A 21,336-nucleotide genomic window follows, 5' to 3' on the forward strand; every position below is an offset into this window, starting at 1 on the left:
AAGGAACAACCAATGGCAAAAAAGAAACCCACCAAAGCCGCAGCCCGGCCTCAGCTGGGCGACCATGTGGAAATTCTGGATGCAGGTGTGGTGCTGCAAAGCCCCATCACCCAAACCCTGGAAAAAAACTATATGCCCTACGCCATGAGCGTAATCGTCTCCCGTGCATTACCGGAGATTGATGGCTTTAAGCCTGCGCACCGCAAGCTGCTGTACACCATGTACGAGATGGGCCTGTTAAAAGGCGCCCGCACCAAGAGTGCCAACATTGTGGGCAGCACCATGCACCTGAACCCCCACGGCGATGCAGCCATCTACGAAACCATGGTGCGCATGGGCCGGGGCAACGAGAGCCTGCTGGTGCCCTTTGTGGACTCCAAGGGTAACTTTGGCAAGGCATACAGCCGGGATATGGCCTATGCCGCCAGCCGTTACACCGAGGCCTGCCTGGAGCCGGTTTGTGAGGAGCTGTTCCGGGATATTGATAAAAATACGGTGGATTTTGTGCCCAACTACGACGGCACCACCCAGGAACCCACCCTGCTTCCGGTAACCTTTCCCACCATTCTGGCCAACAACACCCTGGGCATTGCGGTGGGCATGGCCTCCAACATCTGCTCCTTTAACCTGGCGGAGCTGTGCGCCACCACGGTGGCCCTGATGAAGCACCCCGACCACGACCTGCTCACCACCCTGCCAGCCCCGGACTTTGTGGGCGGCGGCGAAATTTTGTACAACGAAGCAGAGCTGCGTAAAATTTACGAAACCGGCCGGGGCAGTGTGCGGGTGCGTGCCCAGTACCAGTATGCCAAGGAAGGCAATATGCTGGAAATTACCCGCATTCCCCCCACCACCACGGTGGAAGCCATTATGGATAAGATTGCGGAGCTGGTAAAGACAGGCAAAATCAAGGAAATCAGCGATATGCGGGACGAAACCGACCTGAATGGCTTAAAGCTGACCATTGATTTAAAGCGTGGCCAGGACCCGGACAAGCTGATGCAGAAGCTTTACCGTGCCACCCCGCTGGAAGACAGCTTTGCCTGCAACTTCAATGTGCTCATTGGCGGGCAGCCCCGAGTGCTGGGTGTGCGCCAGATTTTGCAGGAGTGGGTGGCCTTCCGTACCGAGTGTGTGCGCCGCCGCACCTGGCACGACCTGCAAGGCAAGCAGAAGCGGCTGCATCTGCTCCAGGGCTTGCAGGCTATTTTGCTGGACATTGACCGGGCCATCCGCATTGTGCGGGAAACCGCCGAAGATGCGGAGGTTATCCCCAACCTGATGATTGGCTTCGGCATTGACCAGGTACAGGCGGAATATGTGGCGGAAATCAAGCTGCGCCATCTGAACCGGGAATACATCCTCAAACGCACCCAGGAAATTGAGCAGCTGGAACAGGAAATTGCCCGCCTGGAAGAAATCCTGAAATCCGAAGCGAAGATTCGGCGCATTATCATTGATGAGCTGAACGGCGTGGCCAAAAAGTATGGCCAGCCTCGGCGGTGCGGCATTCTGTACGATGTGCCGGACGCCCAGCAGGCTGCTCAGGAGGAAGCCATGCCGGACTACCCGGTTACGGTGTTCTTTACCCGGGAGGGTTACTTCAAAAAAATCACCCCCCAGTCCCTGCGCATGAGCGGCGAACAGAAGCTCAAGGAAGGGGACGAGGTGGTGCAGCAGCTGGAAACCCGCAACGATGCCTGGCTGTTGTTTTTTACCGACCAGCGGCAGGTATACAAATGCCGTGCCGGTGATTTTGCCGACACCAAGGCCAGCGTAATGGGTGAATTTGTGGCAGCGGCACTGGGCATGGACGAGGGAGAGATGCCCTTGTACATGGCCGTTACCACCGATTATGCGGGCTATATGCTGTTTGGCTATGCCAACGGCAAGTTTGCCAAGATTGCGCTGGCTGCCTATGCCACCAAACAAAACCGCAAAAAGCTGCTGAAGGCCTACAGCGATAAGGAGCCTTTGGCCTGCATGACCCAGCTGGAAGCGGATGCCGAAATTGCGGTGCGCACCACGGGCGGCCGCCTGCTGCTGGCAGATACCCAGCAAATCAGCGAAAAGCAAACCCGTGACAGCGCCGGTGTGGCGGTAATTACCCTCAAAAAGAACCAGTCCATCCAGTGGGTGCGGCCTTCGGCCCAGCTGGAACTGGCAAACCCGGCCCGCTACCGGGTCAAGAGCCTGCCTGCTGCCGGTGCGCTGGTGCGGGAGGAAGACCGGCTGGATCAGATGAGCCTGTAAACTGGGTTTGCATGGCCCCGGCACAGCAGAATTTTCTTGCATTTTTTACCCTTGTGTGCTAAGATACCATTTGTATAGTAGCGTGCATAAAACCAAGAGGAGCGTTTACACTATGAGTATCATCGAGATCATCAGCGGTGTCGTGCTGATTCTTGCAGCGATTGCCATCGTGCTTCTTACCCTGGCACAGGAGTCCAAGGGCCGTGGCCTGTCGGGCGCAATTATGGGCGAGGGTGGCATGATGGAAGCAGGCCGCACTCGTGGCCGGGATGTTAAGTTGGCCAAGGCCACCCGCCTGGTATCCATCGTCTTTTTTGTGGTGGTGGTTGCCGTGAGCATCCTGAGCGTTGTCAGCATGAACTAACCAGCAAAAGGGTCCGCTTTGCGGGCCCTTTTTGTTTGAAACAAAAGAGAGGAAACAAAGCGTTATGTCTATCCGTTCCAAAATTTTGCGTCAGCTGGAGCAGCGCCCCTGCAAAGCAGGTGAACTTACTGCGATTTTAGGCAACAACAAAAAGGTAAAGCAGGCTTTGGCCCAGCTGCAAAAAGCGGGCCGCATTGTACAAAATAGGGGGGTCTACAAGCTGGCGGCCAAACCCTCGGTCAGCCGCAAGCTGCGCCGGGCGGTGCTGGTAAAACTGGCTCCCACCTTCGGTTTTGCAGCCCAAAGCGATGGGGCGGATATTTTTATTCCCGGCAAGGGGCTTAGCAATGCCCTGCCGGGGGATGAGGTTATCATTCGGCTGTATGACCGGCCCCGGGTGGAAGGTTCGCTGGAAGGTGAGATTGTGGAAGTCTGCCAGCCCCGCACCCAGTTTGTGGGTACTTTGTACCAGGAGCGTGGGCGGCTGTATGCCGCACTGGACGACTGCCCCTTTTTGTTGTTTTTGGCGGTGAAGCCTGCTGAACTGACAGCCCGGCCGGGCGATAAAGTGGCCTTGCAGCTGCCGGAACGGCATAAGGACTTGCTGCGCCAGAAGGCACACATTCAGGTGGTGTTCGGCAGTGGAGACAAGGCCGCCAACTGCGCCCGCTCCCTGGCCTATGCTGCTGGCGTCAAGCAGGAGTTTGCCCCCCAGGTGGAGCAGCAGGCAGACAGCCTGCCGCCGGTGAGCCAGCAGGAGATGGAGGACCGCATGGACCTGCGCAGCTGGCCCATTTTTACCATTGACTCTGCCCAAACCAAGGACATTGACGACGCCATCAGCCTGAGCCAGACTGAACAGGGCTTTTTGCTGGGGGTGCACATTGCGGATGTGAGCCATTATGTACAGCCCGGCACCCTGCTGGATGAGGAAGCCTTTGCCCGGGGCACCTCGGTGTATTATGCCGACCAGGTGGCCCCCATGCTGCCCCGGCGGCTTTCCAACGGCCTGTGCAGTTTGAACCCCGGTGAGGACCGGCTGGCCTTCTCCTGCCTGATGGAACTGGACCAGAAGGGCCGCCTGGTGAACTTCCGGTTTGCAAAAACCATCATCCACAGCCGCATCAAGGGCGTTTATACCGAAATCAACCAGCTGCTGGACGGCAGCCAGGCCCCGGATGAGGAACTGGTGAGCCGTTACCAGCCGGTGGCCCATCAGCTGCCTGCCATGGCCCAGCTCTACCGTCTGCGGGCGGCTTTGCGCCGGGAGCGGGGCGGCATTGAGCTGGAAAGCCGGGAAAGCAAGCTGATTCTGGATGAACAGGGCCTGTGTGTGGAGGTAAAGCCTGCCCAGCGGGGCCTGAGCGAATCCATCATTGAGGAATTTATGCTGCTGGCCAACCAGTGCGCTGCCCAGCTGGCCCGTGAGAAGGAGCTGCCCTTTGTGTATCGGGTGCACCAGCAGCCGGACCCGGAGCGGGTGGACCGGCTGCGCTCGGTACTGCGTGCCTGCGGTCTGCCGGACACCTTCCAGCAGGATATTCCCACCCAGCAGGAACTTTGCCGCCTGCTGGAGCAGACCCGCAACACCCCGGTAGAGCCGGTGGTGCACACCAGCATCCTGCGCAGCATGACAAAGGCTTGTTATGAGCCCAGCCCCAAGGGGCACTTTGGCCTGGCGTTGGAGGACTATGCCCACTTTACCAGCCCCATCCGCCGGTATCCCGATCTGGCCATTCATCGCATTCTTACAGCCTGGCTGGAAGGGCAGTCTGCCCAGGCTTTGCAGCGGCAGTATGGCACCTTTGCCCAGCAGGCAAGCCAGCAGTCCAGCAACCGGGAACTGGCGGCCATGCAGCTGGAGCGCACCGCCGAAAGTTATTATAAGGCGGAGTGCATGACCCGGCATCTGGGTGAGGAATGGCCCGGCGTCATCAGCGGCGTGGCAGGGCAGGGCCTGTATGTGGAGCTGCCTAACACTGTGGAGGGCCTGGTGCACAGCGAGAGCTTTTGCAAGGGTGAGCCAGTGGTGCAGGACGGTGTGCGCCTGCTGGACGCCCGCAGCGGTGGCCGCTGGACCATTGGCGATAAGGTACGGGTGAAGATACTGCGCACCGATGTGGCTCTGGGCCGCATCGACCTGGCTCTGGTGGAATGGGAGCCTGGTATGCAGCATAGCAATCAGGAACAGGGGATGAAACAATGAACAACAAACTGGGAATCAAGATGGCCATCGGGGCCATCTGTTTTGTGAACCTGCTGTACATGGTGCCTTCGGTGGCGGTGTCCGGCATGGTGGCTTACTTTACAGATTATTCCGAAAATACAGTGCTGCTGCTGCTCACCCTGCCCAACCTGACGGGCATTGCAGGCATTCTGGCGGAACCACTGCTGGAACGCTGGTTCAGCCGCCGCACCCTTTCGCTGGGGGCACTGACCGTGTTTTTGGCAGGGGGGCTATCCAGCTACCTGTTTCATGACCAGCTGCCTGTGCTCATTGGGTGCAGTGCGGTAATGGGCGTTGCCTACGGAATGCAGTCCACGGTGTTTCCGCTGCTGGTAAGCGGCAGCTTTGAAGGCCAGGAGCGGAACACCGTAATGGGCGTGGTTACAGGGCTGCTCCAGCTGGGCCGGGTGGCCAGTACACTCATGGGCGGTGTGCTGGCCACTGGCCAATGGTACAATGTATATCTTTGCTTTTTGATGGTGCTGGTGCCCGTGGCCCTGGGTCTGGCTTTTTTGCCCCGCACAAAGGCCCAGGGGGGCACTGCTGCCATCCACACCGAAAGCTGGTACGATTGGGGGGCTATGGTGCGGCTTTCTGCAGTTGGCTTTGCCTTTGCGGCCCTCTACTATGTGGTAAACACCCATACCTCCTTGTATGTGGAACAAAATGGCCTGGGGGACTCGGTACTCACTGGTATTATTACCGCAGTGGCCAGTGTGGCGGCAGGAGTGGTGAGCGCCAGCTTTGGTGTTCTCCAGCGGTACACCGGCTCCTTCACCATGGCCTGGGCCTTGGGGCTGCTGGCAGCCGGGTACCTGATTGGCGGAATCTGGGTTAGTGTGCCGGGTGCGCTGATTTTGGGGCTTGGGGCCGCTTTGGCAATGGGGTTGTACGCCCCCTGCCTGATGCTGGGCTTTGCCCGCTGCGCCAGTGCCGACCGTTTGCCCGGCGCTACCGCAGTAGTACTTACCATTGTGAATGTGGGCTATTTTGCATCCCCTTACCTCACCGGGTGGATGGGTCAGCTGCTGGGCGGTGGGTCTCATCTGGTGTTTTTGGCTGCGGGTGCGCTGGCACTGCTTTGCAGTGGGCTATCCCTTTTGGCAAACTTGAAAGAGCCTGCCCTGGTATGATACAATAAAACTGGCAGATACACCCAAAACCAGAGGAGGACTTTCCATGAAACGCACCCCAACACCCGCCGACTATCGCTCTTATATGGAAGCCTACGGGCTGGCCATTGAGGATTTTCAGGATGTGGAGCTGCGCAGCTACAAGCGGGGAGAATATCTGTGCCGTCAGGGCTGCCCCATGGAGGAACTGCTTTTTTTGGTGGAGGGCAGGGTAAAGGTGTGCGCCATTGGAGTGGCGGATAAAACCCTTTTGTTTTGTTACAACGAACCGGGTGCACTGGTGGGTGAGGTGGAATTGATGACCCAAGGCCCAGCCAGCAGCACCCTGCAAGCGGCCGGGCCGGTGCGCTGCCTGGCGATTCCTTTGCAGAAATACCGGGACAATTTGCTGAACAACATCCGGTTTATGAACCGGATTGCTTTGATGATGGCTCGCATCGTGGCCCGTAACAGCATCAACGATTCCTTCAATATTCTGGCTCCATTGGATACCCGGCTCCGGGCTTATATCCTTTTGAACAGCAGCCAGGGGCTTTTTTCCGGTCGGTTGACCGAGGCGGCGGAATATCTGGGTGTAAGCTACCGGCATCTGCTGCGCACCCTCAACGAGCTGTGCCAGCGGGGCGATTTGAAAAAAGAAGAAAAAGGTTACCGCATCCAGGTGCGGGACGCCTTTGAATCCGCCCTGGACGATGGGGAATGGAGCAAAGAACGGGATAAATTTTCCGACTGATCGGCACTGCTGTACCCGCATACGGTACAGCGGCCAAAGGCATTTTAAATGCAAAAAGGGTGTGCCCCCAAGTTATGGGAGGGCACACCCTTTTTTGTGTATCATTCAGAAAATTCAAAGGATTTGCGGGCGAGACGCAGGTGGGCATGGCCCCCGCAGGCAGGATGAATTTTGTGCGGGCGGAATAAACTGGTACATAAGGGGCCAAGCTTTTGGCATATCCATACCATGAACGGTTGTTGTGAAAGGGGAATGTACCATGGAAATTGCCGTAAAAAAAACGCCCATACTGGAACGATTGGCCGGTGCGCTGGTGCGGGAACAAACCCAGCCGCAAGGGCAGGAAGTAATGATTTGTATGCCCAGTCTGGAACAGGAATTCCGGGACTGCCTGACGCAGATGCACCGCAACCAGGAACGCTTTGACTGGGAGATTGAACCGGAACTCATTGAGGAACTCATTTACGAATATCAGGCGCTCCAATGCCGTTACCGCTACTTACAGCGCAAAGCCCGCAACCAGCAGCTGCGGGCCATCCTGTGACGGGGCAGTGGGCGCTTTGGGCGGTGGCTGCTCTGGCTTTGCTGCTGGTGAGCTGGGCGGCCGCACGAACCAAATGCCCTCTGAAACAGGTGCTGATTTCGGCAGTTACCGGCACAGGTGCCCTGGCACTGGCGGCGCTTTTAGCGCCCATCACCGGGCTTACCATCTGCCTGAACACCTTTACCAGCTTTTTTGCGGTGGTGTTGGGGGTGCCGGGGGTGGTTTGCCTGCTGGTGCTGCGGCTGGTGTTGGGTTTGCCGTAGGAACAAAACGCCAAAATTCAAAGAGGGCGTCTTTTCCTGTAAAGAAAAGACGCCCTCTTTGAAAGAAAACGACCGGACCGTAAGCCGGGTTCTGTATTAAACGACAATCTGTATAGGCCCTGCGTCGCCGCAGGGCTCGAGCCACCTCCGGGGCGCGCGGGGAGCGCTGTATGCCCCATACGGGTGTTGCTTCTGGTAGGGTTTACATAGCCGCAAAGTTGCCAGTGCGCTGGTGAGCTCTTACCTCGCCTTTCCATCCTTACCATGTTATAAACATGGCGGTTTCTTTCTGTTGCACTATCCCTAGGGTTGCCCCCGGCTGCCGTTAGCAGTTACCATTCCCCTGTGAAGCCCGGACTTTCCTCAGAGCGAACGCAATGCCGCCCCGCTGCCGTATGTTCCACTCGTTTTCCGTAAGGTATTATAGCATAGTTTTGGGCATGATACAAGAGCAAAGGCACTGGCATTTGCAGTTGGAAGGAACAGCTGGCCGCAAAAAGAGGGCAGGATGGAAAGAACGACTTTTTATGCGGCTGTATTGTGAGAAAAGTACAAAAAAATACGCTGGTTTAACAAGAAAAAACGGCGGCGGCTTTTTGAAGTTTTTCTTGCAAACGCTTTAGTGCAGTTTTATAATAAAATCCATAGCGGGAATCCTCACATCCTTTTGGATGCGGGGCACAAGCCCGCCAGCAACCATTGAAAGGGGACATCCGACTTATGTTACAAAATGCCTACCTGACCCGGGTTTATTCCCAGGTGGAAGCCCGCAATGCCCATGAGCCTGAGTTTTTGCAGGCCGTCCGCGAGGTGCTGGAAAGCCTTCAGCCGCTGGTGGACAAGCATCCCGAATACGAGGCAAACGGTGTTCTGGAGCGACTGGTGGAGCCGGAACGCCTGATTCAGTTCCGGGTGTCCTGGGTGGACGATGCAGGCAAGGTGCAGGTGAACCGGGGCTACCGTGTTCAGTTCAACAGCGCCATCGGCCCCTACAAGGGCGGCTTGCGTCTGCATCCCAGCGTAAATGCCTCTGTTATCAAGTTCCTGGGCTTTGAGCAGATTTTCAAAAACAGCCTGACCGGTTTGCCCATGGGCGGCGGCAAGGGCGGTTCCGACTTTGACCCCAAGGGCAAGAGCGACGGAGAAATTATGCGTTTCTGCCAGAGCTTTATGACCGAGCTGAGCCGTCACATTGGCCAGTTCACCGATGTGCCCGCAGGTGATATTGGCGTGGGTGCCCGTGAAATTGGCTATATGTACGGCCAGTACAAGCGTCTGCGCAACGAGTTTACCGGTGTGCTCACCGGCAAGGGCCTGAAGTGGGGCGGCAGCCTGGCTCGTACCGAAGCAACCGGCTATGGCCTGTGCTACTTTACCCAGGAGGCTTTGGCTTGCATGCGCAACGATAGCTTTGCAGGCAAAACTGTGGTAATTTCCGGCAGCGGCAATGTGGCCATCTACGCCTGCGAAAAAGCCACCCAGCTGGGTGCTACCGTTGTGGCCCTCAGCGATTCCTCCGGTTATGTCTACGATCCCAACGGCATCGATCTGGACCTGGTGAAGGAGATTAAGGAAGTGCGCCGTGCCCGCATCAGCGAGTATGCAAAGTGCAAGGAAGGCGCAACCTACACCGAGGGCTGCCGCGGCATCTGGACCATTCCCTGTGACATTGCACTGCCCTGCGCCACTCAGAACGAGCTGGACGGCGAGAGCGCAAAGGTTCTGGTAGCCAACGGCTGCAAGGTGGTTTGCGAGGGCGCCAATATGCCCAGCACTCCCGAAGCCATTGAAGTATTCCAGGCCAACGGTGTGCTGTATGGTCCCGCAAAGGCTGCCAACGCCGGCGGCGTTGCTACCAGCGGTCTGGAGATGAGCCAGAACAGCCTGCGTCTGTCCTGGACCTTTGAGGAAGTGGACGAGAAGCTCCAGGGCATTATGAAGGGGATTTTCCATTCTGCCTACGATGCTTCCGTAGCTTGCGGTGCAGAGGGCAACCTGATGGTGGGTGCCAATGTGGCCGGCTTCATCAAGGTAGCCGACAGCATGATTGCCCAGGGCGTTGCCTACTAATTGTTAAAATACTTTATGCAAACAGCAGCAGGGTGAGGGTTCACCCTGTTGCTGTTTTTTTATAGGCGGAAATGCACAGTTTTGGTGCAAATGACAGGTTGGTTGCGCAAAAAGCCAAAGATGTGGTATAATCTTGAAGAATATTCAAAACAGGGAGGTACCCATGGAACTGAGCTTTGTGGTAACACCGGCCTATGACGGTGCCTGCCTGCGGGATTTTTTGCGCTTTAAAGGTGTTTCGGCTACCCTTATGAAGGGAGTAAAATACGAAACTGGCGGTTTTTGGGTGGAAGATGGTCCGGCCCGCACCTGTGATATTGTTCATGCAGGGCAGCTGGTAACCTTTACCCTGCCCCCAGAGCCCCCCACCACGGTGGAACCTGAGGATTTGCCTTTGAACATCGTGTACGAAAGCGCCCATGCCATGGTGCTGGAAAAACCGGCGGGCATGGCGGTGCATCCCACCCTCAATTACAAGGACGGCACCCTGGCGAATGCCTATATGGGCCTTTTGCGCCAGCGAGGGCAAACCGGTGTATTCCGGCCGGTAAACCGGCTGGATAAGGATACCTCCGGCCTGGTGCTTTGCGCCCGCAATGCCTACGCAGCGCCCATTCTGGCCCAAAGTGCTCAAAAGGTGTACCGGGCTGTGCTGCAGGGGCAGCTGCCCCAGGCGGAGGGCTGCATAGAGGCCCCCATCGACCGGGCACCGGGCAGCATCATCCTGCGCTGTGTTTCGCCCCAGGGCAAACCCAGCACCACCCAGTACCGGCAGGAAAAGGTTTGGGGGCCATTCAGCCTGGTGGCGGCAGTGCCGGTAACCGGCCGGACCCATCAGCTTCGGGTGCATTTTGCACATCTGGGCTGCCCCCTTGCAGGGGATGAGCTGTATGGCGGAAATCGCCTGGAGATTGGCCGGCATGCCCTGCACTGTGCCCGTATGCAATTTGCAGAACCGGCCAACGGCCGCACTATCGTGCTGGAGAGCCAGCTGCCTGCGGATATGGCCAGACTGGTGCAGGAGTAAAGTTTGAAAGTCCTGTGAAAAAACTTCCAACCACTTGCCGAATCAAATGGCTTTGTTATAATGAAACTTAGGCAACATCACAACGAAAGGAGGCGGTCAGGCTGTCTACTATGGAAAAAATTCCCCAGCAGGAAGAACAGCAGACCCACTCGAACGGTACCCCGGAACCGGGCAAAGGCCCCGGCCGTTGGGCTGTGTTGAAAAAGGCGTTACTGGCAAAGGCCAGCCCCTTGATTGCTCATGCAAAGGAGCACCCGGAGACGGCTGTTCTGGGCCAGTTTTTATACGATTTAGGATTTTGGGGTGAGTACACCGCCCGCAGCATCCTGCACACCTTGGCCTCCTGGCTTCGAGGTGGCATTGCACTGCTGGTGTGGACCCTGGGAAAGATTGGGCGGTTTTGCAAATCGGCGCTGGCAAGCGCCTGCAGCGAATTGGCGGCCCCGGTGGTACGCCTGGTCAGCGGCGTACAGAGCATTGCCCAGCGTGCCAAAGAACGATACAAAGAAGGCGGTGTAATCCACGGCTTTAAGGGCGGTATGGAGTACCTGTTTTCGGGTATTTTGCGCTACTCACCCCTGCTTGTGCGTGCCGGTGCTTATGTGCTGCCGGTGATTGCACTGGGCGTGTTTGTTTACACCGTGCAAACCGTGCTGGACTACAACTATGCGCTGGCGGTGGAAGTGAATGGCTCGGTGGTGGGCTATGTGCAAACCGAGCAGGTGTTTGATTCCGCCAAAAGCGAGCTGGAACAGCGCATTCAGTATGTTTCCAGCGACGAAAGAAAGTGGACTATTGAGCCGGCCTACCGGATTGCAGTGGGCGAGACGGTCATGGACGAAAACCAGATGGCTGACCGCATTTTGGAGGTGTCCAGTGCAGACATCAGCGAGGCAACGGCGCTGTATGTTAACGATGAGCTGGTAGCAGTAACCACCGATGGCAATACACTGCGGCAAAGCATCAACGACATGATTGCCCCCTATCAGGACCCGGATAACCCCAACCTGAAGGTGGAGTTTACCAAAGAAGTGCGCACCGAGGATGGCCTGTACATGACCGAGTCCATTGTTCCCTTGGAGCAGATTCTTCAAAAGCTCCATGGCGAGGAGCAGGGAGCTGTAACCTATACGGTGCAAACAGGCGATACCCCTTGGGTAGTGGCCGGTACCTTTGGCATCTCGGTGGATGAGCTGAAAGCCATGAACCCGGATAAAAATCTGGATACCAATTTCTTCCCTGGCGATACCCTGTTAATCAGCCAGGCCATGCCCTACTTACAGGTAAAGCGTACAGTCACCGAGGCACGCACCGAATCCATCCCCTTTAAAACCGTGGAGGAAAAGGACAGCGAGCTGAGCTTTGGCACCCAGAAGGTGGCACAGGAAGGCGTGGATGGCATTGTAGAGATTACCGAAGAAAAGGTATACTACGGCGATTCCCAAACCCCCAGTTCTGTGGTTGAAATTGACCGGCAGATTTTGCAGGAGGCACAGGACAAGATTATCAAGATTGGCACCAAGGCAGCCAATGGCGATTTGGTGGAAACCGGCAGCGGCAGCCTGCTGTGGCCGGTGCCTGGCTACAAGTATGTGAGCCGCTGGATGAGCAGCTACCACAAGGGCGCAGATATCTGTGCTGCTTACGGTACGCCGGTTTTGGCAGCGGACAGCGGCCAGGTGGTAACCGCAGGCTGGCACAGGGATTACGGCAACTATGTGGTAATCAACCACGGCAACGGTATGCGAACCCTGTACGCCCACAACAGCAGTTTGAATGTGGTGGCAGGTCAGTCGGTTAGCCAGGGTCAGGTGATTGCCTATGTGGGCTCCACCGGTGACTCCAGCGGTAACCACTGCCATTTTGAGATTTACAAAAATGGCTCTCTGGTAAGTGCCCGAAACTACTTCCCCAACAAATAAATCCAAAGGCTGGAAATAGTTTTTTGCCCGGAAAATGACAAAAGGGTTTCAAAGCGGTTGAAATCCCTGTTTTGGGTAGATGCAAGGCCAAAAAGGCTTGCATCTACCGGTGAAAACTGGTATGATAAACCTCGGATTTCGTGTTTGGTCGAAATCCGAGGTTTTTTCGCCCTGCCGATGCTGGTAACTCCGGTGGTACGGGCGGTTTCTTTCTATCTAAATTTACAATTACCATAACGGGAATAGAGCGTGGTTGCATAGTTGTTACAAATTAAGCAGATAATAAGCGCAAAGCTTTTATCCTGCAAGGATTTGGTGTATAATAAGGCAACTGCGATGCCATGAAAGCGTAATGGCCTTTTAGGAGCGCACAAAGGAGAGTTTTGAATTGGAAAAGTTTGTCATCAATGGGGGCAAACCCCTCAAGGGCGAGGTATCGGTAAGCGGCGCCAAAAATGCAGTAGTCGCCATCTTGCCGGCTACCATCCTGGCAGCAGATAAGTGCATCATCGAAAATGTGCCTGCCATCAGCGATGTGGCAGTTTCGCTGGAAATTCTTACTGCCCTGGGCGCAAGTGTCCGGATGCTGAACAAAAACACCTATGAAATTGATACCACCCATCTGCACTGCACCGAAGTGCCGGACGATTTGTCCCGCCAGATGCGTGCAAGCTACTATTTCCTGGGTGCTCTGCTGGGCCGTTTTGGTTCTGCGCAGGTGGCAATGCCCGGCGGCTGCAATCTGGGCCCTCGCCCCATTGACCAGCACCTGAAGGCTTTTTGTGCCCTGGGTGCAGAGGATTCTGTGGAATACGGCATGATTAAGGTAACCGGCGAAACCCTCGCAGGTTCCCATGTATTCTTCGACAATGTTTCGGTGGGCGCCACCATGAACGCTATGCTCAGTGCAGTGCTGGCTGAGGGCCAGACTGTGCTGGAAAATGTGGCCAAGGAACCCCATATTGTGGACCTGGCCAACTTCCTTAATATGATGGGTGCCGATGTGCGTGGCGCAGGTACCGATGTCATTCGCATTCGGGGCAAAAAGAAGCTTCACGGATGCAGCTACTCCATTATTCCGGACCAGATTGAGGCAGGCAGCTACATGGTGGCTGCCGCCATCACCGGCGGCGATGTGCTCATTAAGAATGTAATCCCCAAGCACCTGGAGCCCATCACTGCAAAGATGGAGCTGGCAGGTATTCGGGTGGAGGAATTTGATGATTCCATCCGGGTGAGCCGCTCCGGTGATTTGCAGCCCCTGAAAATCAAAACCATGCCTCACCCTGGTTTCCCCACCGATATGCAGCCCCTCATGACCGTACTTCTCACCATTGCCAAGGGTACTTCCATTGTGACCGAAGGCATCTGGGAAAACCGCTTCCGCTATGTGGACGAGCTGGTGCGTATGGGTGCAAACATCCAGGTGGATGGCCAGGTGGCTGTCATTGAGGGTGTGGGTGAATTGCAGCCTGCACCTCTGCGTGCTTCCGACCTGCGGGCCGGTGCAGCTCTTGTGATGGCTGCATTGAGCGCCAAGGGCACCAGCGAGATTTCTGAGATTGCCCACATTGAACGGGGCTATGAGGACCTGGTGCAGAAGCTCCAGGGACTGGGTGCAGACATTCGCCGGGTGGAAAAACCCAGCACTGGTTTGCCGCAGGCTCTGTAAGGCCAAGCAAATTTTCGATACCGCATCTTGCCCGGCCTTGGCTTTTACAGCCGAGTGTGGGCAGGATGCGGTTTTGTTTTAGATGTATCGTTACAAAAGGAGACTGTATGGCGTTTTTTACATCCCTGTACTCCGGCTCCTCCGGCAACTGTTCGGTGGTGCGCTGCGGGCAGGAATACCTGATGCTGGACATGGGCAAAAGCTGCCGCACCACTTTAAATGGATTAAAGGAGCTGGGGCTGGCAGTTTCGGATTTGAAAGGCATCTTGGTGACCCATGAGCATACCGACCATATTCAGGGGTTAAAGGTGTTTTTAAAACACTACAATGTGCCGGTGTACGGCAAGGCCGCTACCCTGGAAAAACTGGCCGAGGCGGATTTGGTGCCCCCAGCCACCGAGCTGATTGCCATTCAGGACCGGCAGGAGGCAATCGGGTCCTTTGGTGTGCATAGCTTTCCCACCAGTCATGATGTGCCCTGCTGCGGCTACCGTATTCAAACAGAGGACGGCCGCACCATGACCATGGCCACCGACCTGGGCGCCATCACCCCAGAGGTGCACCACGCTCTCCATGGCGCAGATTTGGTGGCCTTGGAGTCCAACTACGATTTGAACTGTTTGCAGATGGGGCGTTATCCCTACCAGCTGAAACGACGCATCCAGTCCGACCGGGGACACCTGGACAATGCGGTTTGCGCCGCCAAGGTGCTGGAATTGCTCCAGCAGGGGTGCAAGAAATTTGCTCTGTGTCATCTAAGCCGAGAAAACAATACCCCGGACCTGGCGCTGGCTACCGTGCGTTCTGCCATTCAGATGGCGGGCATTCTGCCAGAGAAGGATGTGGTGATTCAGGCCCAAAAACGCAGTGAACCCAGTGATTGGATGGAGTTTTGATACATATGCAGAAGATTGACTTAATTTGCATTGGAAAATTAAATGCCGCTTACTGTGCTGCCGGTGTGGCAGAGTACCAAAAGCGGCTGGGGGCGTTCTGTGAGTTCCGTATCATTGAATTGCCGGAGGAGACCATCTCGGAAAAAAACGCAAGCCCGGCGGTCATTGAAAAAGCCTTGGAAAAGGAAGCAAAGGCCATTTTGGCCAATGTGCGCAAGGGCGCTGCCATTGTGGCCCTGTGCGTGGAAGGCAAGCTGGTCTCCAGCGAGGATTTGGCAGACTGCATTGCCCAGCGTGCCCTGAGCGGAGCGGGGGATATGGCCTTTGTGATTGGGTCCTCCCACGGGCTTTCTCCCCAGGTGAAACAGGCTGCTGCCTACAAAATCAGCCTGGGCCGCATTACGCTGCCCCATCAGCTGGCCCGGCTGGTGCTTACCGAACAACTTTACCGGGCCTTTGCCATCAACAACCACATTAAATACCACAAATAAGCAGAAGGGGCGTAAGCCCAGCTGAAAAGGAGGCGGATGTTTTTGAACAAGCGTTTCGTTGCAGGTCTTGTGTGCCTGGCTGCACTGATGTTTTCTGCTTGCAGCAAGCCGGCGGGCAGCTATGAGGTGGAAGTGATATCGCCCCAGCGAACCAGTGCCCCGGCACCCAATTCCAACAGTTCTGCCACTGCCACCCCCACCCCCAAGCCCCAGGCAGGGTATCTGGTGGGGCCCTTCCAGGAGTTTGAAATCGTCGGCTCCCTGGCGGATTATTCGGCACCCACCCAAACCCAGCTGGAAAACCGGGACCAACTGGCTTTTTTTAAGCAGGACGGCAAAACCGGTGTGATTGATTTAAACGGAACCATCGTCATCCCCGCCGAAAAGGATGTGCACTGGTGCCCGGTGTGCGGTATTACCAATGCAGATGAGAGTGAAATTTACGATGCAAAGGGCCAGGTGGTTGGCTCCGGCGGTCACGGTCTGGCAGATACGGAAGTAGTGTTCGACCCCAACCGGAAGGGGCTGTATGTGGCGGATATGGGGGTATTTCAGCCCTGGACCGATGGCGTGGTCAATACCCTGGAACCTGTGGTGGCACAGGTGGCCACCCTTACCGACACCACCAAGGACAACAGCCAGTGGAAGGGTTACAGCTTTTTGGAGGAAGATCACCCGGTATTGCTGGGCGAAACACAGGGCTATATGCTGTTTAATCCCGATGGGACTCTGTTGAGCAAACAGGTGTTTCAGGCGGTGGAGCGGGCCAGCACCGGCCTGTTTGCGGTACAGCAGCAGGATGTGTGGGGCTATTTGAACCAGGCTACCGGGGAGATGCTGGTGGAGCCTGTTTATCTGGCAGCCCGGCCCTTTTGGGGTGACCGTGCCGCAGTAAAAACCGAAACCGGCTGGGGCTACATCAGCCTGGCAGGAAGTGAAAAAACCACCATGACCTTTTTGGATGCAGCTACTGCTTCCTCCGACGGAAAAGCCTGGGTCAAAACCCAGGATGGATGGGGCGTAATTCTGCTGGCGGATTACAAGCCCGGCTGATTTTTACGGCAATTGGGCCTATCAAACCTTAAGGCGGCACCGCACCATTCACGCTGAGAGGCGGAGGGCGGCGCATTGTACGCCAAATTGACCGGATGGTTTCCAAAAGCCCAGCCAATGCTCAAGCCTTGGCTGGGCTTTTGGATTTATTTTGCAAAAAATTTGGTGCACGCTATCACCTGAAATAATGTGCCGCAGCACAAAACAAAACAACCCCCGTGCATTGCACGGGGGTTGTTTTGTTTTATAAATAAACGAGACAGCCTTTTGCTTAGTTCAGGAAAGGCAGATCGTTTTCAAAGGGGCTTTCCACCGCAGTTTCGATGGGAGCTTCCTTCTTGTATTTGGCCAAAGCAGCAGCGGCCTTTACAGGGTCGGCCAGGGTACCGGCGCCGCCCATGCAGCCGCCGGGGCAGCCCATGCCCTCCAGCAGGTAGCCGTTGTACTTACCGGCACGGGCCAGAGTAAGCAGCTTGCGGCAGTCGGCCAGGCCCTGGGCGCTGGCAACCTTCACCTCATGTTCGGGGTTCATTTTCTTGATGGCGTTTACAACAGCCTGAGCTACACCGCCGGTGACGGCAAAGCCGCGGCCGTCGGCAGAAGCCTGGTTGAAATCGTCCTCCGGATCTGCCTCCAGCTCATCGAAGTTTACTTCACGGGCTTCAAACAGACCCATCAGTTCCTCAAAGGTGAGCACAAAGTCCACATCGCTGCGTACAGAGTGGCGGCTTGCCTCCAGCTTTTTAGCGGCACAGGGGCCAACGAATACCACCTTGCAGTCCTTGCCGTGCTTTTTCTTTACCAGGCGGGCAGACAGCACCATGGGGGTCATGGCCATGCTGATGTTGTCGGCCAGTTCGGGGAACAGTTTTTTGGCCATCATGCTCCAGCTGGGGCAGCAGCTGGTAGCCATAAAGGGCAGGTGCTCCGGCACTTCACGCATAAAGTCCTTGGCTTCCTCGATGGTGCACAGGTCGGCGCCGATGGCAACCTCAAAGGTATCGGTAAAGCCCAGGGTGCGCATGGCAGCCTTCAGCTTGCCCACGGTCAGGCCGGGGAACTGGCTTACAAAGGCGGGGGCCATGATGGCGTATACCCGGTCGCCTTGACGGATGCTCTGTACCAGCTGGAAAATCTGGCCCTTGTCCACAATGGCGCCGAAGGGGCAGTTTACCAGGCACATACCGCAGGAAACACACTTGTCCTGGTCAATCTGGGCACGGCCCAAAGCATCGGAATGGATGGCGTTCATGCCGCAGGCAGCAGCACAGGGGCGTTCCATCTTGACAATGGCGTGGTAGGGGCAAACATCCACGCACTTGCCGCACTTGATGCACTTATCCTGGTCAATCACAGTGTGACCGCCGGGGGTAAAGGTCAGGGCGTCCTTGGGGCAAACATCCACGCAGGGATGAGCCAGACAGCCCCGGCACAGGTTGGAAACCTCCACCCGCTTTTCGGGGCAGGCGTTGCAAGCAAATTTGATGATGTTAATCAGCGGGGGATCGTAGTATTTCTGGGCAATGATGCTGTTTTCCATACCGGCGTTCAGAGGAGCCTGGTCGTCCATGGGGCGCAGGGGCAGGCCCATGGCCAGACGAATCCGTTCAGAAACGATGGCACGCTCCAGAAATACGCTGTTCCGGAAGCTGTTTACCTCGCCGGGAATGATTTTGTAGGGCAGCCGGGATACTTCCTCGGCATAATTCTGCCCTTCGTACGAAAGGCGGGCAACCTCGGTAAATACCCGACGGCGAATGTCGATAACCGAGGTATAAATACCACGCATGTTGCTCATATCACATAACTCCTTCCAATGTGTGCATGATTCCATACAGTAAAAATATAGCATAAAACCCCCCATCTGTACAGGTCAGACAGGGGGTAAAATGCAAAAACCTTAAAAAGAAACAATCATCATACAGTGGGCATTGGGATGGCACGGCAGCGCTCGCCGTCCCACTCTTCCAGCTTGCAGTTCAAAATCTGGCCGGGCTCTGCACCGGGAGCCTGCACCACCACCGGCAGATACAGGGGCGTATAGCCGGTAAACAGGTTGCTGCTGAGGGCCTTTTCCAGCAGAACCGGCTCACAGCGGCCCACCATCTGCTGGGCCAGCTGATTGCGCACCTGGTCTGCTGCGGTCTGCATCTCCTTGGCTCGCTGGGCCTTCACGCTTTCGGCAATCTGATCCGGGAAGGTGGCCGCAGGGGTGCCGGAGCGCTGGGAGTAGGGGAATACATGTACCTTTAAAAAGCCCAGGTTCTTTACAAACTCCATGCTCTGCTGGAATTCCTCCTGGGTCTCACCGGGAAAGCCTACAATCACATCGGTGGTAAAGCTGCACTGGCTGCCAAACACGGCCCTCATCCGCTGCACCACATCGGCATACTGTTCGGCGGTGTATACACGGCGCATCCGGCGCAGGGTAGCGGTGCAGCCGCTTTGCAGGGACAGATGGAACTGGGGACAGAGCTTTTTCACCTTGGCCATGCGGGCGATGTCCTCATCGCTGAGTACATCCGGCTCCAGACTGCCCAAACGAATGCGCTCAATGCCTTCCACCTGAGCACTGCGCTCCACCAGCTGGGTGAGGTTGGTGCCGGTGTCCTGGCCGTAGCTGGGCAGGTTGATGCCGCTGAACACAACCTCCTTGTACCCGGCAGCAGCCAGAGCCTTCAGCTCGTTGAGGATGCTCTCCTCGCTGCGGCTGCGCACCTGGCCCCGGGCACGGGGGATGACACAGTAAGCGCACCGGCGGTTGCAGCCGTCCTGAACCTTGATGAAGGCACGGGTGTGGCCCTCAAACCGCTCCATGGGCAGCTCCTCAAAAGCTTCGCCCTTTTGGTGAGGCACAATGTCCACCACCCGTTCCTGGGTAGAAAGGGCAATGTCCACATTGCGCAGAATGGCGTGCCGGTTGGCGTTGCCCATTACCACATCAGCTTCCTCCACGGCAGCAGCCTCCTCCGGAAAAGCCTGGGGATAGCAGCCGGTAAGAACCGTGACAGAACCAGGGTACTGCCGCTTGGCACGCCGCAGCCACTGGCGGCTTTTTTTATCGCCCCCGGCGGTTACGGTGCAGCTGTTCACCACAAATACATCGGCTTCTTCCTCCGGCCCTGCCAGGGTGTAGCCGTTCTGACAAAACAGCTGGGCCAGGGCACCAGTTTCGTTCTGGTTTACCTTGCAGCCCAGCGTATAAAAACTAACACGCATGTAAAGTTGCTCCTTTGGTTGTCAATCAAAAACGAATGTTTATCCTTATTATATAAGAAAAAACCTTCCCATGGCAAGGCCTGTGGGCATATCCGGCCCAGCCGGGCCATATAGATGCACTAACACGGAAACTGCGGCCCCAGGCTGCAATGCAGAAGGGTGGAAGGGATTATGAAACACAAATGGAAGGCGGGCGCAGCGGCAGCCCTGCTGATGGTTACGATGCTGCTGCCGCTGCCGGTGGCGGCACAGGGCCTGGAACAGGGCCGTTTTGAACTGCCCCAGTTCGATGTGCCCTGCAAAACGGCCATTTTGATTGACCAGGACAGCGGCACTGTTCTGTACGAAAAACAGGCGGATGCACAGGTGCCCATTGCCTCCATCACCAAGGTTATGACCATGCTGCTTGCCATGGAAGCACTGGAGCAGGGCAGGGTACAGCTTACCGATATTGTGCCGGTGAGCGAGCACGCATACAGCATGGGCGGCAGCCAGATTTGGCTGGAGCCAGGCGAGCAGCTGACCCTGGATGAGATGATGCGGGCCATCTGCGTATCCAGCGCCAATGATGCAGCGGTGGCAGTGGCAGAATTTTTGGCAGGCAGCGAGCAAGCCTTTGTGGAAGCCATGAACCAAAAAGCACAGGAGCTGGGCATGACCAGCACCACATTTCGCAACGCCTGCGGGCTGGACGAACCGGGCCATCTTTCCACTGCACGGGATGTGGCCCGTATGAGCCGGGAGATTTTAACCAAGCACCCCAAAATTATGGAGTACACCGGCATATGGATGGATAGTTTGCGTCAGGGTCAGACCCAGCTGATTAATACCAACAAGCTTTTGAAACGCTATGAGGGAATCACCGGCCTGAAAACCGGCACAACAGGCGGGGCTGGAGTATGCCTGACCGCCAGTGCCACCCGCAATGGGCTTTCTCTCATTGCGGTGGTGTTGGGCAGTCCCAGCAGCGGAGAAAGGTTCACGGCGGCTACAACACTGCTGGACTATGGGTTTGCCAACTACGAAAACCATCCCCTCAGCCTGCCTTCCGAAGCACCTCAAACCATAGCGGTGGAACAGGGCAGCCAGGAAACGGTGGCTCTTACCTATCAAATGCCCGGCGGTGTGCTGCTGCGGCAGGGCGAAACGGCGGATTTGGAGGTAAAGGTGGAACTGGAGCCCAGCGTGCAGGCACCTGTGGAGCAGGGCCAGCAGCTTGGCACCGTTACGGTGTGGTGCGGCCAGCAGCAGCTGGGGCAGTGGCCGGTAACGGCAGCCCAGGAGGTGCCCCGGCTGGATTTGCGGCTGGCATTGAACCGGCTGTTGGCAGGTTTGCTGCAATAACAAAAGAAACAGCAGGCAGGGTGTGGGGAACCCTGCCTGTTTTTGTGTATAAAGTGATAAGATTTTGTGCATAACTCTTGATTTAGCTTGACTTTTTTATGACAAAAAGGTATAGTTATTACAAA

17 protein-coding genes and 1 other RNA gene are annotated in these 21,336 nt (G+C 56.4%); 15 read left to right on the forward strand and 3 right to left on the reverse strand.

The window, feature by feature from the left end:
• Window positions 1-12: 12 nt before the first annotated feature.
• The 7 genes from ACH2EM_RS08600 (at window position 13) to ACH2EM_RS08630 (ending at window position 7,517) form a co-directional block, all read left to right on the forward strand.
• Window positions 13-2,253, forward strand: coding sequence for a DNA gyrase subunit A (locus ACH2EM_RS08600; protein ID WP_395151889.1), 2,241 nt, complete (start codon window positions 13-15; stop codon window positions 2,251-2,253).
• Window positions 2,254-2,365: 112 nt separating this feature from the next.
• Window positions 2,366-2,617, forward strand: coding sequence for a preprotein translocase subunit SecG (secG, locus tag ACH2EM_RS08605; RefSeq protein WP_395151891.1), 252 nt, complete (start codon window positions 2,366-2,368; stop codon window positions 2,615-2,617).
• Window positions 2,618-2,681: 64 nt separating this feature from the next.
• Entirely contained in the window at window positions 2,682-4,823 is a 2,142-nt protein-coding gene (locus tag ACH2EM_RS08610) for a ribonuclease R family protein (protein ID WP_395151893.1), read from the forward strand.
• Window positions 4,820-5,977: an MFS transporter gene (locus ACH2EM_RS08615; RefSeq protein WP_395151895.1), complete on the forward strand. Its 1,158-nt coding sequence runs from the start codon at window positions 4,820-4,822 to the stop codon at window positions 5,975-5,977. Before ACH2EM_RS08610 ends, ACH2EM_RS08615 begins: the two co-directional genes overlap by 4 nt.
• A gap of 46 nt (window positions 5,978-6,023) precedes the next feature.
• The gene (locus ACH2EM_RS08620; RefSeq protein ID WP_395151897.1) at window positions 6,024-6,710 is read left to right on the forward strand and encodes a cyclic nucleotide-binding domain-containing protein; all 687 of its coding nucleotides are present in this window, start codon (window positions 6,024-6,026) and stop codon (window positions 6,708-6,710) included.
• 259 nt (window positions 6,711-6,969) lie between these two features.
• Entirely contained in the window at window positions 6,970-7,254 is a 285-nt protein-coding gene (locus ACH2EM_RS08625) for a DUF2508 family protein (RefSeq protein ID WP_395151899.1), read from the forward strand.
• Window positions 7,251-7,517, forward strand: a complete 267-nt coding sequence (locus ACH2EM_RS08630) for a pro-sigmaK processing inhibitor BofA family protein (RefSeq protein WP_395151901.1) — start codon at window positions 7,251-7,253, stop codon at window positions 7,515-7,517. Before ACH2EM_RS08625 ends, ACH2EM_RS08630 begins: the two co-directional genes overlap by 4 nt.
• A gap of 65 nt (window positions 7,518-7,582) precedes the next feature.
• On the opposite strand, the gene rnpB is transcribed toward ACH2EM_RS08630, so the two are convergent.
• Window positions 7,583-7,924: RNase P RNA component class A (gene rnpB, locus ACH2EM_RS08635), an RNA gene on the reverse strand.
• A gap of 313 nt (window positions 7,925-8,237) precedes the next feature.
• Here rnpB and gdhA point away from each other — a divergent pair.
• From gdhA to ACH2EM_RS08670, 7 genes are all read left to right on the forward strand, one after another.
• Window positions 8,238-9,587, forward strand: a complete 1,350-nt coding sequence (gene gdhA, locus ACH2EM_RS08640; protein ID WP_395151903.1) for an NADP-specific glutamate dehydrogenase — start codon at window positions 8,238-8,240, stop codon at window positions 9,585-9,587.
• Between the two features lie 163 nt (window positions 9,588-9,750).
• Window positions 9,751-10,614: an RluA family pseudouridine synthase gene (locus ACH2EM_RS08645; protein WP_395151905.1), complete on the forward strand. Its 864-nt coding sequence runs from the start codon at window positions 9,751-9,753 to the stop codon at window positions 10,612-10,614.
• Window positions 10,615-10,724: 110 nt separating this feature from the next.
• Entirely contained in the window at window positions 10,725-12,536 is a 1,812-nt protein-coding gene (locus ACH2EM_RS08650; RefSeq protein WP_395151907.1) for a peptidoglycan DD-metalloendopeptidase family protein, read from the forward strand.
• 388 nt (window positions 12,537-12,924) lie between these two features.
• Complete coding sequence (locus tag ACH2EM_RS08655; RefSeq protein WP_395151909.1) at window positions 12,925-14,208, forward strand: UDP-N-acetylglucosamine 1-carboxyvinyltransferase; 1,284 nt, start codon at window positions 12,925-12,927, stop codon at window positions 14,206-14,208.
• Window positions 14,209-14,315: 107 nt separating this feature from the next.
• Window positions 14,316-15,104 (forward strand): MBL fold metallo-hydrolase, encoded by a 789-nt coding sequence (locus ACH2EM_RS08660; RefSeq protein ID WP_395151911.1) that lies wholly within the window; start codon window positions 14,316-14,318, stop codon window positions 15,102-15,104.
• Between the two features lie 5 nt (window positions 15,105-15,109).
• Complete coding sequence (gene rlmH, locus ACH2EM_RS08665; RefSeq protein ID WP_395151913.1) at window positions 15,110-15,595, forward strand: 23S rRNA (pseudouridine(1915)-N(3))-methyltransferase RlmH; 486 nt, start codon at window positions 15,110-15,112, stop codon at window positions 15,593-15,595.
• 42 nt (window positions 15,596-15,637) lie between these two features.
• On the forward strand, window positions 15,638-16,648 hold the full coding sequence (locus ACH2EM_RS08670; protein ID WP_395151915.1) for a WG repeat-containing protein: 1,011 nt from the start codon (window positions 15,638-15,640) through the stop codon (window positions 16,646-16,648).
• 271 nt (window positions 16,649-16,919) lie between these two features.
• On the opposite strand, the gene ACH2EM_RS08675 is transcribed toward ACH2EM_RS08670, so the two are convergent.
• Both ACH2EM_RS08675 and mtaB read right to left on the reverse strand, forming a co-directional pair.
• The gene (locus ACH2EM_RS08675) at window positions 16,920-18,437 is read right to left on the reverse strand and encodes a 4Fe-4S dicluster domain-containing protein (protein WP_395151951.1); all 1,518 of its coding nucleotides are present in this window, start codon (window positions 18,435-18,437) and stop codon (window positions 16,920-16,922) included.
• A 128-nt stretch (window positions 18,438-18,565) separates the two neighbouring features.
• Window positions 18,566-19,867, reverse strand: coding sequence for a tRNA (N(6)-L-threonylcarbamoyladenosine(37)-C(2))-methylthiotransferase MtaB (mtaB, locus tag ACH2EM_RS08680; protein ID WP_395151917.1), 1,302 nt, complete (start codon window positions 19,865-19,867; stop codon window positions 18,566-18,568).
• 171 nt (window positions 19,868-20,038) lie between these two features.
• Here mtaB and ACH2EM_RS08685 point away from each other — a divergent pair, with 171 nt between their 5' ends.
• Window positions 20,039-21,211, forward strand: coding sequence for a D-alanyl-D-alanine carboxypeptidase family protein (locus ACH2EM_RS08685; RefSeq protein WP_395151919.1), 1,173 nt, complete (start codon window positions 20,039-20,041; stop codon window positions 21,209-21,211).
• Window positions 21,212-21,336: the final 125 nt, after the last annotated feature.

Source organism: uncultured Allofournierella sp. (genome assembly GCA_944382705.1).
Taxonomy (GTDB): Bacteria; Bacillota; Clostridia; order Oscillospirales; family Ruminococcaceae; genus Allofournierella.